Source organism: Pedobacter sp. GW821-FHT01D05 (assembly GCF_059422505.1).
Window position 1 is genome coordinate 201,798 of sequence record NZ_JBWKXA010000004.1, and the last position, 13,021, is coordinate 214,818.

The following is a 13,021-nucleotide window of genomic DNA, read 5'->3' on the forward strand; positions in this document are numbered from 1 at the left end:
TAAGGTGGAGGGTAAAACCCATTGCCTTAACCAAATTCAAATATATATTCATGAGTGATTTAACACTAATCAGGACCGATTCAGACAATGCCGATTTTAGACAATTGGTTGCTTTACTGGATAAAGATCTAGCGGTTAGAGATGGTGAGGATCACGCTTTTTATGCTCAATTTAATAAGGTTGATACCATTAAGGAAGTGATTGTCGCTTATCACGATGGAAATCCTGTTGGCTGTGGCGCCATAAAGCCTTTTTCAGCAACAGAAGCCGAAGTTAAAAGAATGTTTGTACATCCAGATTATAGGAAGCAAGGCATAGCTGCTAAAGTTTTAAATGAATTAGAAAGCTGGGCTACTGAACTCGGTTTTACTGCATGTGTTTTAGAAACGGGCAAGAAACAGCCGGAAGCCATTGCACTTTATCAAAAGGTGGGTTACCACATTACTCCCAATTACGGACAATATATCGGCGTTGATAACAGCGTTTGCATGACTAAACCGCTTATCACCAAACCCTAAACGCCCTGCTGAAAATGAATATCTCTTTAAATAGTGTTGGCAGAAGGTTTAATAAGGAATGGATTTTTAGAAATTTAAGTACTGAGTTCACCTCTGGCAATAGTTATGCAATACTTGGGCCCAACGGCTCTGGTAAATCAACTCTATTAAGTGTTTTAACAGGCAGTCTATCTCCCTCTGAAGGAGAAATTTCATTCTCAGATACCAAGGAAATTCCTGTAGAAAATATCTACAAATACATCAGCCTGGCTGCGCCGTATCTCGAACTGGTTGAAACATTTACCTTAAAAGAGAGCGTTGATTTCCATTTTAAGTTCAAAAATTTTGCTCCGGGGCTCGATTCAAAAAAGCTGATCACCATACTGGGATTAGAAAAAGCAGCGAACAAAGAAATCAAGTACTTTTCATCGGGAATGAAGCAAAGAACCAAACTAGCTTTGGCATGTTGTACCGATACACCAATTTTATTTTTAGACGAACCAACGAGCAATTTAGACGTTCAGGGAATAAATTGGTACCGCGAACTGATTGAAAATTTTGGAAAGGACCGCCTAACAATAATTGGCTCTAACCAAATACAAGAATACGATTTCTGCACAAATCAGATACAAATATCAGATTATAAGTAAGTTATAGAAAAATTCCATTACCTACAAAACGTCTGTTTTGTCATACATTTGTATTATAAATAAATTTTTCAGAAAATATTTTGTAATTCGCAAATTATACTTACCTTTGCACCACCAAAAAGAGAAACAATTATTTAATTTTATCTCTTGAAGTAAAGATCATATTTTCCGTATTTCGGAATCAAAATATATAGCCGTAAAAAGCAAAGAGTTTTTCATAGTTTAGTTTGAGGTTTAGGTTGATTATGCCTTTGGAGTGGTTCCCAAAGGCATTTCTTTTATACGGAGTTTTTTTAAGGGTTAACGTTCACTAAAAACAAAAACAATCATCCGCGTATGCTTTCAGACCAATTAACTAACGACTATCGAACCAATGAGCCACAGATTTTCCTTTCCAAATCATCATTCCTTTTTTTAACTTTGGTGCTCAAAAATTAACAAAACTATATTTCAAGATAAAATGGCAAAGGCATCAGAAGTAAAAAGCGGAAATGTACTTCGTTTTAACGGAGAGTTGGTAAGTGTAGAAGAGTATATCCACCGTACTCCAGGAAATTTAAGGGCTTTTTATCAGGCCCGCATGCGTAACGTAAAAACCGGCAAAATTGTAGAATACCGTTTCCGTACCGATGAAGAGGTGACCATTTGCCGTGTAGAAACCAACGACTATCAATATCTTTATGAAGATGGCGATTATTTAGTGGTGATGGACAACAATACTTTTGAGCAGTACAATATCCCCAAGTTGCTTTTCGGAAACGCCATTAAATTTTTAAAAGAGGGCATGAATGTAACCATCGCTTTTGAAAGTGATGAACCAATTGTTGCCCAGCTACCCAATAGCGTGGAACTAGAAATCACCTACTCCGAGCCTGCTGTAAAAGGCGATACCTCTACCAGTGCACAAAAATATGCCACTGTAGAAACCGGAGCAGAAATTAGAGTTCCGCTGTTTATCAATCAGGGCGATAAGGTGAAGGTTGACACCAAAACCGGCGAATATATGGAGCGGGTAAAATAGCACAACTGAAGGTTTAAATTTCCTTAAACCCTAAGCCTTATACCTTAAACCTTTATAGGTTTTTATCAAAATAATTTTACCTTTGCCGTCACGAAAAACTGAAATATAAATCCAATTTAGGATAACACAATATGGCAAAAGCATCAGAAATTAAAACAGGTAACATTCTTCGCATAAACAACGAGCTGGTTACTGTTGACGAATGGAATCACCGTACACCAGGAAAAGGCGGCGCATTTTACACAGGTAAATTCCGTAACATCAAATCGGGAAGAATTGTTGAAGCGCGTATGAATACCGACGAGGCTGTAGAAATCTGCCGCGTTGAAACCAACGATTATCAATATTTATACGAAGAAGGTGATTATCTGGTAGTAATGGACAATAACAGCTACGAACAGTTTAACGTTGAGAAATCACTATTCGGTTCGGCTATTAAATTCTTAAAAGAAGGCATGAACATTATTGTTTCAATGGAAAGCGAAGAAGCAATTATGGCTCAATTGCCAAACTTTGCTGAATTCGAAATTACCTATTCGGAGCCGGCTGTTAAAGGCGATACTTCTACAAACGCATTAAAAGCTGCAACATTAGAAAACGGTGTTGAGGTGAAAGTTCCCATGTTTGTAAACCAAGGAGACAAAATTAAAATCGATACCCGTACCGGCGAATACGTTGAGCGTGTAAAATAATTCGATTAAAATATATGAAAGCCTCTGAAGCAACCTCTTCAGGGGCTTTTTTTTCGTGATCGTCACCCTGAATTTATTTCAGGGTCTTAAAAATCCAGCAAGGGGAGTCGATATCCACATGTTCATTTAAGCACACAAGAAAACAAGCCTGATTTCAAATTGTTAATCATACTAAAATTGCCGTTATGTTAAAAGCCGAAATCAGAAAGCAAGCGCTAAAAGACAGATTATTGCTGAGCAACGCAGAATACGAGGACCTATGCCAAGCCCTCTTAAATGAGTTTAAATCGCTCGATTTTAGCCAAATTAAAACCCTCCACATCTTTTTGCCCATTACAGAAAAAAAGGAGCCCAATACTTTCTTACTGATCGAGTGGCTTAATAAAAATCACCCGGAAATTAAAATCATTGTACCTAAAGCCGATTTTGAAACCGCTTTAATGACCAATCACGAATATTTAGGCATAGGCGATTTAAAGAAAAACCTTTATAATATCCTGGAACCGCAAAAAGGAAACCTGCACGAGGGCGAGGTAGATCTTGTTGTTATTCCACTTTTAGCTTTCGACAAACAGGGTTATCGGGTGGGTTATGGCAAGGGCTTTTACGATCGTTTTTTACAGGGCATAAATGCTCGAAAAATAGGCATATCTTTGTATCCTGCTATTGAAAAAATCGATGATGTAAATGAACATGACATCAGGTTGGATTTTTGCATTACGCCAACAAAAATTATAAAATTTTAAGCTTACCAGCATGCCACAGGAAATCGTTATAAAAACCGAAAAACAATATGAAGACAATATGATTGCGGTATTCGAGTTACAGGAAAAAGAAGAATTAACAGCCGAAGACCTGAAACAGATCGAACTGATGTTGAAGGCTGGAGAAAAATACGAAGCGGAGCACTTGTAAGGGCTCATTAGTTCAGTGGTCATTAGTTTTTTGGTCTGGTTGCTTCATAAAAAAGCCTTCACCCTTCCCCGATTTTTCGTCATCTCTACTGGAATGGAGAGATCTAAATCAAAAGTACGCTCGAGATAGATTTAGCTTCGCTGAGCACTTCATGCTTCTAGGCTGCGTACACCCGATAGCTATCGGTTCCGCTCGAAATGACGGCTTTGGTGGACAACTACTCCATGTTTTACATGAATACCTGCCTAAACCTAAGAACTATAGCCTTTAACAAAATCGCTCACCAGATAAGCAACCAGTTTAGCGGTTAACCTACTTACCCTCCCATCCAACATTCGGGTTGCCCCTTCGCTTAGATGCAAATAAGAAAATTGCTTTGCACTAGTCAAAATTAACTTTCTAATATCGTTAACTGCGAAACCAGATGGTGTTTCGGCACTGGAAAGTACATTTTGAACGCAGTCCAAATCGATTTCCAGGCCCGCAACCGAACCTATTTCATTCACGATGTCAGTAACGTTAGCGCCAGTTAAAATATCGTCAAAAAACACAGCCTTAAGCTTTGGATTTGTATCTATTTGATTTAAAATAGCTTCATTATTATAGTTTTGGTGCAAGCCGTACATGAAATAACTATTCAGGTAGTTTTCTTTTAGCGCATAAGAAAATCCGTTCCCGCTGTGCCTACCTTCCAGTTCTCTTAAATCAGCATGTGCATCCACATTTAAAACCGCTATTGGGCTTTTATGTGCCAAAGAAACACCCTTAATTATTGGGTAGGCATTATTATGACCACCACCAATCACAATAGGTATTTTGCCCGCAGCGACAATTTTTTCAATTACCGGATAAACCAGCCCATCAATCTGTGCTACTTTGTTTCTTAAACCCATTAAGGAAGAATCTTCGGGCTCATCGATTTCGAAATGGCCTAAAACCAAAACCTCCTCTCCGTTTAAAAAGCGATTGCTCTGGATATTTAAAAAAGCCACCAAACCTGGCCGCCACATAGAGGCTGCACCTGCAATACCTAAGTTTGCACGTACGCCAATGTCTTCTGGAATACCGAACAATACAAATTTAGAACTACTGGCTTTTAACCCTTCTACCGAAATACTATCACTTGATGAAGCTCTCTCATCGTGCTGATATACATTAACCCTTTCGCCTATTTTGATTTCGCCATCACGCGTGATGGTTAAGTGATCGATGTCGCCCTGCGAATATATTTTAAGGTTATCCATTATAAATTTCACCGTTTAAAATAACAGTTTCTATTTGCGGCTCACCAAAGCTGTATGGCAAATAGGCAATTGAAGGCATCGGTTTGGTTATAAACAGGTTCGCTTTTTTACCAACGGTAATGCTTCCATAATCTTTACTCATCTCCATTGCTGCCGCACCGTTTAATGTTGCAGCATTTATCGCCTGTTCAGGGAGCATCTTCATTTTAATACATGCAAGTGACACCACAAAATTCATGTTTCCTGAAGGTGTTGAACCAGGATTGTAATCGGTAGCCAAAGCAATCGGCAAATCGGCTTTAATAAAGCTTTTGGCATCAGCAAAAGGAATACCCAGATAAAACGAACAAGAAGGGAGTAATGTTACAATGGTATCAGCATTTCTTAATGTTCGGATCGTTTCTTCATCACTTTCTTCAAGGTGATCAACTGAAATGGCGCTATTTTGCACAGAAACCTCTACTGCCCCAGAAACGGAAAGCTGATTGGCATGCACTTTTGGTTTTAGCCCATATTTTGCGCCCGCCTTTAATATCTGATCGGTTTCTTCGACAGAGAAAAACCCTTTTTCGCAAAAAACATCAATATAATCAGCCAGTTTTTCTTCTGCTATTTGAGGCAGCATTTCATTAATAATTAAATCGATGTAACCTTGATGGTTGTTTTTAAATTCAGCTGGATAAGCATGGGCAGCTAAGAAGGTTGCTTTTATCGGGATCGGGAACTGATCTTTTAGCCTGCGGATTACCCTGAGCATTTTGATTTCGCTCTCTGTGGTTAATCCATATCCGCTTTTAATTTCAACGGCCCCTGCTCCCTGAAGGATCATTTGTTTTAACCGCACAGATGCACTCTCAAACAATTCGTCTTCCGAAGCTTTCTGGAGTTTATTAGCCGAATTTAGAATCCCCCCTCCTGCCGCAGCAATGTCTTCGTAGCTTTTGCCTTGGATTTTCATGGCAAATTCTTCCTCGCGCGAAGCAGCAAAAACAATGTGTGTATGGCTATCGCACCATGAAGGGAAAATATATCTGCCCTTTGCCGAAACTTGAGATGGGAGACTTGAGATGTGAGACGGGATCGAATCCATCTTACCAAAATCTTTGATCAGACTACCTTCGATTAACAGCCAGGCATTTTCAAGAACAGGTAACGAATCTAATTCACCGCCAAGCAGCACTAATTTATCTTTGGAATGTAAGCCTACGAGGCCTTTTATATTTGTAATTAACATTGGTTAGATTGAAGGTTAATTGTTTAAATTGGTTAATCGGGTTTTGGTTACAGTTAACCGATTTAAACCATTAACCAGTTAACCAAATACTTAATCGATCTCTAAAAGAACCGGGCAATGATCAGAATGTATCGCGTCGGGTAAGATTCTAACATTTTTCAATCGGCTCTCCATAGGCCTGGTAGCCAAATGGTAATCGATCCGCCAACCCAAATTCTTTCCTCTCGAACCGGCACGGTAGCTCCACCAGGTATAATGGTGTGGGTCTTTATTGAAATGACGGAAAGTATCGATGAAACCATTATCCAGAAATAACTGCATCCATTCCCGTTCTTCTGGTAAAAAGCCCGATGAATTGGCATTTGATTTTGGGTTATGAATATCAATGGGGGTATGACAGATATTGTAATCGCCACTTACAATTAAATTTGGGATCTCTTTGCGCAGTTCTCCAATATACACATCAAAAAACCGCATAAATTCGTACTTTTTAACCTGACGTTCATCTCCGCTTGAGCCCGACGGCATATAGAGGCTCATTAAAGAAAAATCATCAAAATCTGCCCTTAAAATCCTACCCTCTTTATCAATCCATTCTTCACCGCAGCCAAATTCGATATGATTCGGTTTAATTCTAGTCAGAATTGCCACACCGCTATATCCTTTTTTTTCAGCAGGGAACCAATAATGATGGTAGCCAAGTTGCTCAATCAGGGCAATAATTTCTGGAATCTGCAATGGCAAGGCCTTTACTTCTTGCAGGCAGACCATATCAGCATCTGTAGCCTGAAGCCAGCCAAAAAAGTTTTTGGTACTTGCCGCCCTAATCCCATTAACGTTATAGGAGATGATCTTCATTCAGTAATTTCAATTGTTGTGGGCGGTAAATTTAGAAATTAATTGAATAAATGCTTAGTAATTCAATTAATCATATTTATTAGCAACCGTCATCTCGACTGAAACGCAGTGGAATGGAGAGATCTGGCCTCGATAGATTTAGCTTCGCTGAGCACTTCGTGGTTCTCGACTGCGTTGCACTCCGCTCGAAATGACGATCCCATGGGGTTTATAAATGAAATTCGTTTAGGAGCCCATAACCATTTTATCTTTCAAAGATCCCTGTAACAACTGTTTCTCTAACTTTTTTGCCGCTCTTCTTTTCAAAATCGTAATTTCCATTTTTACATCCTGTTTCGGGCGGTTATTTTTATCAGTTGCCAGAACGGCTATTTTATCAACCATATCTAAACCAACCACTATTTCGCCATAAACGGTATAGTTTCTATCCAAATGAGGCGTACCACCTATGGTTTTATATACCTCACGCTGCCACTCCGGAATTTTGAATTTCAGGCGTTTTTCTTCAACATTATCCAATTGCTGATCGGTAAAAACTTTTCCCTGAACCAGGTAAAACTGGCTACCGCTCGATGCTTTGGCCGGATTAACATCATCACCTTCCCTGGCAGCAGCCAAAACGCCCTTTTTGTGAAACAAGCTATCTTTAAATTCTGCCGGAATGGTATATTTAGGCCCACCCTCGCCCAACAGGGAGTCTGGTTTGGCATTTTTAGAATCGGGATCACCACCCTGAATCATAAAATCTTTAATCACCCTGTGAAATAAAACTCCGTTGTAATATCCCGACTTGGTTAACTTCAAAAAGTTATCGCGATGTAAAGGGGTTTGGTTATATAGCCTAACGATGCATTCTCCAAATTCGGTTTTAATGCGTACATATTGATTTTTAGGCTTTGCAGCAAATGCCGAAAGTATCGAAAAGGTGCAGAGGAATAATAATATTTTCTTCATTTAATTGGTGTTTAAGGCTAAAGTAAGCTAAAAAATGAAATTCAATAAATATTTACTGGCATTATTCGATATTTTTTCCTTTACCTTTGTATTAATGAAGTTAAAACAAAAAATAGCACTTTCTTTGGCTGTATTCTATGCAGTTAGTGTTATGGGTTTGGCTTTAAGTCTCCATTTCTGTGGGGGCAAATTAGAAAACGTTAAACTTTTTAGCAATGAGGTTTCATGCAAATTCTGCAAAGACATTCCCGCTGAAAAGAAAGATGATGGTTGCTGCAAAAACACCCAGGTAACCGTAAAAGTTAAAGATAGTCACCAAACAGCGGCACAGGTACAAATGCCGAAGTTATTTTCTATCCAGCTTTTTCTTCATCCTCCTGTTTTAGAATTTCTGACTAACATTACTCCGAAGTTTTTCAGTAAAATTTCGAATAAAGCCCCGCCACTTTCCTCGCGGATTGCCCTGCATATTTTCAATTGTATTTTTAGGAATTAGGATTTTCTACGTTGACGTTATGCTGAACTTGTTTCAGCATCTAAGGCCTTGCTCCATCTGAGAATCGGGGCAGCTTGACAACAGTTAAAAAATTATTCTAATTCAAAAAAATCATGAAAACAATAAAAATATTCAGCATCATTATGCTGTTCTTTGCCGTTAATGTTTCGGCACAACAAATATCTACAGCCGATTTACAGGTAACTGGTTTAACCTGCTCAATGTGCTCAAATGCAACACAAAAATCGTTAGAAACGCTAAACTTTATCAGCAGCGTAAAACCCGATTTAAACAAAAACACCTTTGTTCTAACTTTTAAAAAAGATGCCAATATCAATCTTGATTTGGTTCGCAAAAAGGTTCAGGATGCTGGTTTTTCGGTTGGTGGTTTAACTGCAAGTTTCAATTTTAACCAGGTAAAAATAGACGATAAAGGTCAGGCAGTTGTTGATGGCAATGTATATCGTTTTGTAAATGCTAAAAGCAAAACACTTAATGGAACTGTAAAAGCCAGCGTGGTTGATAAAAACTTCATTTCTGGTTCAGCATTTAAAAAGCAAGCCACAACCACTAATTCTGATGCTTATGCGAGTGGTACTGGCGTAGTTAACGGAAAAAAAACACGTATTTACCATTTAGTTCTTTCTTAAGATGAAAAGGATATTCGTATTGGCGCTGGTGATTATCGGCACCTATACCAATGGTTTTGCACAAGAACTCTATGTATTTACCGAACCCGCCAGTAATATGCCAACCAAATCGATTGGTGTAAGGATTACGAACGAAGGTATGTTCAACAATCCTGACTTTGTAAGCAGAACTATTCCGGAAGTAATGATCGGTTTTAATAAGAACCTGATGATGCATGCTCAAGGTTTTATGTCTGATATGGACGGAAAATACCGTTTAGAAGGCGGGAGTCTTTATGCCAAGTATCGGTTTTTATCACTAGATGAAGCACATAGCCACTTTAGGGCAGCAGCTTTTGGGCGGGTAAGCACCAGCAAAAGGCCAACCTACACCAGAGACATTAACCTCGAAGGTGATAATAGCGGGATACAGAGTGGATTAATTTTCACGCAACTTTTGCACAAACTGGCACTATCAACCACTTTGGGTTATGCACATGCTTTCGAAAACAGCGACAGGCAAATTACCGGAATGCCGCAGCCAAAAAATATGTTATCCTATAGCTTATCATCAGGTTACCTGGTTTTGCCGGTGGTTTACAAGGATTACAAGCAGCCAAACTTTAATGTATATTTAGAATTATTGGGCAAAACAGATCCAAGTAGCGGTCAATCTTACTTGGATATCGCACCAGCCATACAGATGATTTTGAATAGCACAACCCGCATCGATTTGGGTTATCGTTTTCAGGCGACTGGAAATATGGATAACCGATACACTAAAAACATGTACCTGCTTAGGGCAGAATTTAATTTCTTTAACGTTTTAAAATAATATATAAAAAAATGAAACCATCATGGTTTTCATATTAAACTGAACATAAACCATGATCGCTTCATCACCATTAAAAACAATATAAAAAAGATGACAAAAATATTAGGATTAGTTGCTATCATGACTATTGCAACAACAGCTTTCACTTATGCACAAGGCAAAACAGATGTAGCCTTAAACCAGGTACTAACAGCTTATTACGATGTAAAAAATGCATTAGCAACAGATAAAAAAGACTTGGCTATAGAAAAGGTAAAGGTTTTATCGGCAAAAGTAAATGCGGTTAACCATAAGGACCTACCTGCCGATCAGCATAAAATATTTATGGAACAGGCAGCTATCATTAAAAGTAAAGCCGCTCAACTTGCAGGTTCTAATGATATCAAAACACAAAGAAAAGCTTTTGAAGGAATTTCTTATGCGATGATCAAAACACTAAAAAGCCTGAAATTTAACAGTCAAACCGTTTATGTTCAACATTGCCCAATGGCGAAGGCAAGCTGGTTAAACGAAAAAGAAAATATCGAAAATCCATATTATGGAAGTATGATGTTCGATTGTGGTGACGTTTCCGAAACCATAAAATCGAACTAATGAAGCTGCATATCAAAAACATGGTATGCAACCGTTGTAAAATGGTGGTTAAAGCCGAGCTAGAAAACCTCGGCTTTAAACCATTATTGGTTGAACTGGGTGAAGTTACTTTAGCCGAAAATATTTCTTCGGAGGATAAGGTTAAAATAGCAGCGCGCCTAACGCATTTTGGCTTCGAACTGCTTGGCGATAAGAAAACCCAAATTTCGGAGCAGATCAAAACAGCGATTATCAACCTGGTGCACTACACGAAAGAACCGTTAAAAATTAACCTTTCAGCCTATTTAAGTGAGCAACTAAAGCTAGAATACACTAACTTAAGCAGTATTTTCTCAGAAACGGAAAACCAAACCATTGAGAAGTATTTCATTGCTCAAAAAATAGAAAAGGCAAAAGAAATGCTTACTTACGGCGAACTTAACCTTAGCGAAATTGCTTATCAGCTAAATTACAGCAGTGTTGCACATTTATCCGCACAGTTTAAAAAAGTAACCGGAATTACACCCTCGGCTTATAAAGCAGCATCAACGGATAGCAGGAAAACACTAGACGAGGTGAAATAGTTGATGGCTTATGGTCGATAGTCTATAAGCCGTATACTAACCCCAAATTTCTTATCATACGTCAAGACTGATCGGCTGATACTCAACTATATTTGTATCTAAATAAATTCACTAGTTATGAAACCATCATGATTTTTCAAACCACATTGGTGAAAAATCTGATAGCTTCATCACAGTTAAAACTAAATTATAAACTGATGAAAAAATTATTCTTATTTCTGATCGCAACCTCAATTAGTGTGGCATCATTTGCACAAACAAGCTGGAAAATTGATCCTATGCACTCGTTTGTTAACTTTTCGGTTAAACACATGGGCATTTCTTTCGTTGATGGTTCTTTTAAAAAATTCGACGGAACAGTTACGGCTTCTAAACCAGATTTAACAGATGCTAAAATCAGCTTTACTGTTGATGTAAACAGCATTACTACAGGTGTTGATATGAGAGACGGGCACTTAAAAACTGACGATTTTTTTAATGTGGCAACTTACCCAACCATGAAATTCGAAAGTACTTCTTTCAAAAAATTAAGTGGAAACAACTACGAGTTAAGTGGAAAGTTAACCATCCGCGATGTAACGAAAGATGTAAAATTTGCTGTTGTTTATGGCGGCACGGCTAAAGATCAGCAAGGAAATACTAAAGCTGGCTTTGGTGCTACAACAACCATTAACCGTTTAGATTATAATATTAAATATGACCCGACTGGTGCTGGCGTTGCAAAAGATGTGGCCATTAAATTAAACCTGGAGTTTGTTCAAGGGAAATAACACCTGAATCGTCTTTCGAGTGAAGCACAGCGGAATCGAGAAGCACGAAGTGCTCAGCGAAGCTAAATCTTTTAGCCTATGATAATTTATAAGCGCTAAAGATTTCTCCTCCAAAGGAGTTCCTTTGGAACACTTCGTCGAAATGACGATCACCTAATAGAAAATCATGTCTGCACTATCACAATTCAGGAACTTCACGCAACGTTTGCCTCAAACGGATTTAATGCCAACACTTTTTATCGGTCATGGCTCGCCAATGAACGGCATCGAAAATAATGAGTTCAGCCAGAGTTGGGCAGAACTGGCAAAAAATATTCCAGTGCCAAAAGCAGTGTTAGTGGTGTCGGCACACTGGTACACACATGGCACCTTTGTTACGGCGATGGATTTCCCGAGCACCATTCACGATTTTGGTGGTTTTCCACAGGCACTTTTTGATGTTCAATATCCTGCCCCCGGCGATCCCGAACTGGCCGCAGAAATTCCGAATTTAATTCACTCCACTCCCGTTGGTTTAGATCACGATTGGGGTTTGGACCATGGCACCTGGACAATTGTTAAACATATGTATCCTCATGCAGATATTCCTGTTTTACAACTCAGTATCGATTACACCAAATCGCCTGAGCAACATTATGAAATTGCCAAAGAAATTTATACCCTCCGTAAAAAAGGGATATTGGTTATCGGCAGTGGCAATATGGTACACAACCTACGCATGTTAAGTTGGGAAATGATTAATGGTGGTGGTTATGATTGGGCAATTGAAATGAACGATAAGTTTAAAAATTTAATTGCCAACGGCGATCATCAACCTTTAATTAATTACCGCAACCTCGGTACCGATGCAATGTTGGCGATCCCTACCCCAGAGCATTATTTACCATTAATTTATACCCTTGGGATGAAAAACGATAAAGAAGAGGTTTCTTTCTTTAATGACAAAGCGGTTGGCGGTTCGTTAACCATGACCTCGGTTTTGGTGGGGTAAGCAGGGGTTTAGGGTTTAGGGTTTAGGGTTTAGGGTTTAGGCGCAACAAATCGCTAGAGGCCTGGTTTTATTTTCCAC

Annotated in this window: 17 protein-coding genes; 13 read left to right on the forward strand and 4 right to left on the reverse strand. The window is 38.7% G+C overall.

Annotation, left to right across the window (positions count from 1 at the left end; genetic code table 11):
- Positions 1-50 precede the first annotated feature (50 nt).
- The 6 genes from AC07VK_RS15935 to AC07VK_RS15960 all read left to right on the forward strand — a co-directional run bounded on the left by AC07VK_RS15935 (position 51) and on the right by AC07VK_RS15960 (position 3,775).
- Positions 51-518: a GNAT family N-acetyltransferase gene (locus tag AC07VK_RS15935; protein WP_492961658.1), complete on the forward strand. Its 468-nt coding sequence runs from the start codon at positions 51-53 to the stop codon at positions 516-518.
- Positions 519-532: 14 nt separating this feature from the next.
- The gene (locus AC07VK_RS15940; protein ID WP_492961660.1) at positions 533-1,147 is read left to right on the forward strand and encodes an ABC transporter ATP-binding protein; all 615 of its coding nucleotides are present in this window, start codon (positions 533-535) and stop codon (positions 1,145-1,147) included.
- Between the two features lie 460 nt (positions 1,148-1,607).
- Complete coding sequence (efp, locus tag AC07VK_RS15945) at positions 1,608-2,168, forward strand: elongation factor P (RefSeq protein ID WP_131528600.1); 561 nt, start codon at positions 1,608-1,610, stop codon at positions 2,166-2,168.
- 131 nt (positions 2,169-2,299) lie between these two features.
- Positions 2,300-2,860 carry an elongation factor P gene (gene efp, locus AC07VK_RS15950; RefSeq protein WP_055904072.1) on the forward strand — a complete coding sequence of 187 codons (561 nt, stop codon included), beginning with the start codon at positions 2,300-2,302 and terminating at the stop codon, positions 2,858-2,860.
- Positions 2,861-3,045: 185 nt separating this feature from the next.
- The gene (locus AC07VK_RS15955; protein ID WP_492961662.1) at positions 3,046-3,606 is read left to right on the forward strand and encodes a 5-formyltetrahydrofolate cyclo-ligase; all 561 of its coding nucleotides are present in this window, start codon (positions 3,046-3,048) and stop codon (positions 3,604-3,606) included.
- Positions 3,607-3,616: 10 nt separating this feature from the next.
- Positions 3,617-3,775 (forward strand): hypothetical protein, encoded by a 159-nt coding sequence (locus AC07VK_RS15960; protein WP_157255332.1) that lies wholly within the window; start codon positions 3,617-3,619, stop codon positions 3,773-3,775.
- A gap of 251 nt (positions 3,776-4,026) precedes the next feature.
- On the opposite strand, the gene AC07VK_RS15965 is transcribed toward AC07VK_RS15960, so the two are convergent.
- The 4 genes from AC07VK_RS15965 to AC07VK_RS15980 form a co-directional block, all read right to left on the reverse strand.
- Positions 4,027-5,019: a formimidoylglutamase gene (locus AC07VK_RS15965; RefSeq protein ID WP_492961664.1), complete on the reverse strand. Its 993-nt coding sequence runs from the start codon at positions 5,017-5,019 to the stop codon at positions 4,027-4,029.
- Complete coding sequence (gene hutI, locus AC07VK_RS15970; RefSeq protein ID WP_492961666.1) at positions 5,012-6,253, reverse strand: imidazolonepropionase; 1,242 nt, start codon at positions 6,251-6,253, stop codon at positions 5,012-5,014. Before hutI ends, AC07VK_RS15965 begins: the two co-directional genes overlap by 8 nt.
- A 90-nt stretch (positions 6,254-6,343) precedes the next feature.
- A complete protein-coding gene (locus tag AC07VK_RS15975; protein WP_492953865.1) occupies positions 6,344-7,111 on the reverse strand; it encodes an exodeoxyribonuclease III in 768 nt (255 codons plus the stop codon).
- 225 nt (positions 7,112-7,336) lie between these two features.
- Positions 7,337-8,065 (reverse strand): peptidylprolyl isomerase, encoded by a 729-nt coding sequence (locus AC07VK_RS15980; protein WP_492961668.1) that lies wholly within the window; start codon positions 8,063-8,065, stop codon positions 7,337-7,339.
- A gap of 34 nt (positions 8,066-8,099) precedes the next feature.
- Here AC07VK_RS15980 and AC07VK_RS15985 point away from each other — a divergent pair, with 34 nt between their 5' ends.
- From AC07VK_RS15985 to ygiD, 7 genes are all read left to right on the forward strand, one after another.
- Positions 8,100-8,561, forward strand: a complete 462-nt coding sequence (locus tag AC07VK_RS15985) for an HYC_CC_PP family protein (RefSeq protein WP_492953863.1) — start codon at positions 8,100-8,102, stop codon at positions 8,559-8,561.
- Positions 8,562-8,674: 113 nt separating this feature from the next.
- Complete coding sequence (locus AC07VK_RS15990; protein WP_492953862.1) at positions 8,675-9,211, forward strand: heavy-metal-associated domain-containing protein; 537 nt, start codon at positions 8,675-8,677, stop codon at positions 9,209-9,211.
- Position 9,212: 1 nt separating this feature from the next.
- Positions 9,213-10,025 (forward strand): transporter family protein, encoded by an 813-nt coding sequence (locus AC07VK_RS15995; RefSeq protein WP_492961670.1) that lies wholly within the window; start codon positions 9,213-9,215, stop codon positions 10,023-10,025.
- 90 nt (positions 10,026-10,115) lie between these two features.
- Complete coding sequence (locus AC07VK_RS16000) at positions 10,116-10,619, forward strand: DUF3347 domain-containing protein (RefSeq protein WP_492961672.1); 504 nt, start codon at positions 10,116-10,118, stop codon at positions 10,617-10,619.
- On the forward strand, positions 10,619-11,182 hold the full coding sequence (locus AC07VK_RS16005; RefSeq protein WP_492961674.1) for a helix-turn-helix domain-containing protein: 564 nt from the start codon (positions 10,619-10,621) through the stop codon (positions 11,180-11,182). Before AC07VK_RS16000 ends, AC07VK_RS16005 begins: the two co-directional genes overlap by 1 nt.
- A gap of 197 nt (positions 11,183-11,379) precedes the next feature.
- Complete coding sequence (locus tag AC07VK_RS16010; protein WP_057931095.1) at positions 11,380-11,952, forward strand: YceI family protein; 573 nt, start codon at positions 11,380-11,382, stop codon at positions 11,950-11,952.
- A 166-nt stretch (positions 11,953-12,118) separates the two neighbouring features.
- Positions 12,119-12,943 carry a 4,5-DOPA-extradiol-dioxygenase gene (gene ygiD, locus AC07VK_RS16015; protein WP_492961676.1) on the forward strand — a complete coding sequence of 275 codons (825 nt, stop codon included), beginning with the start codon at positions 12,119-12,121 and terminating at the stop codon, positions 12,941-12,943.
- The last annotated feature ends 78 nt before the right edge of the window (positions 12,944-13,021 follow it).

Excerpts from the sequence above, each read along its gene's own strand:
- AC07VK_RS16005 (WP_492961674.1), top strand. The coding sequence starts at position 10,619 with ATGAAGCTGCATATCAAAAACATGGTATGCAACCGTTGTAAAATGGTG.
- AC07VK_RS16000 (WP_492961672.1), top strand. The coding sequence starts at position 10,116 with ATGACAAAAATATTAGGATTAGTTGCTATCATGACTATTGCAACAACA.
- efp (WP_055904072.1), top strand. The coding sequence starts at position 2,300 with ATGGCAAAAGCATCAGAAATTAAAACAGGTAACATTCTTCGCATAAAC.
- AC07VK_RS15985 (WP_492953863.1), top strand. The coding sequence starts at position 8,100 with ATGAAATTCAATAAATATTTACTGGCATTATTCGATATTTTTTCCTTT.
- AC07VK_RS15935 (WP_492961658.1), top strand. The coding sequence starts at position 51 with ATGAGTGATTTAACACTAATCAGGACCGATTCAGACAATGCCGATTTT.
- AC07VK_RS15975 (WP_492953865.1), bottom strand. The coding sequence starts at position 7,111 with ATGAAGATCATCTCCTATAACGTTAATGGGATTAGGGCGGCAAGTACC.
- AC07VK_RS15960 (WP_157255332.1), top strand. The coding sequence starts at position 3,617 with ATGCCACAGGAAATCGTTATAAAAACCGAAAAACAATATGAAGACAAT.
- ygiD (WP_492961676.1), top strand. The coding sequence starts at position 12,119 with ATGTCTGCACTATCACAATTCAGGAACTTCACGCAACGTTTGCCTCAA.
- AC07VK_RS15980 (WP_492961668.1), bottom strand. The coding sequence starts at position 8,065 with ATGAAGAAAATATTATTATTCCTCTGCACCTTTTCGATACTTTCGGCA.
- AC07VK_RS15990 (WP_492953862.1), top strand. The coding sequence starts at position 8,675 with ATGAAAACAATAAAAATATTCAGCATCATTATGCTGTTCTTTGCCGTT.
- AC07VK_RS15995 (WP_492961670.1), top strand. The coding sequence starts at position 9,213 with ATGAAAAGGATATTCGTATTGGCGCTGGTGATTATCGGCACCTATACC.
- AC07VK_RS15940 (WP_492961660.1), top strand. The coding sequence starts at position 533 with ATGAATATCTCTTTAAATAGTGTTGGCAGAAGGTTTAATAAGGAATGG.
- AC07VK_RS16010 (WP_057931095.1), top strand. The coding sequence starts at position 11,380 with ATGAAAAAATTATTCTTATTTCTGATCGCAACCTCAATTAGTGTGGCA.
- hutI (WP_492961666.1), bottom strand. The coding sequence starts at position 6,253 with ATGTTAATTACAAATATAAAAGGCCTCGTAGGCTTACATTCCAAAGAT.
- efp (WP_131528600.1), top strand. The coding sequence starts at position 1,608 with ATGGCAAAGGCATCAGAAGTAAAAAGCGGAAATGTACTTCGTTTTAAC.
- AC07VK_RS15955 (WP_492961662.1), top strand. The coding sequence starts at position 3,046 with ATGTTAAAAGCCGAAATCAGAAAGCAAGCGCTAAAAGACAGATTATTG.
- AC07VK_RS15965 (WP_492961664.1), bottom strand. The coding sequence starts at position 5,019 with ATGGATAACCTTAAAATATATTCGCAGGGCGACATCGATCACTTAACC.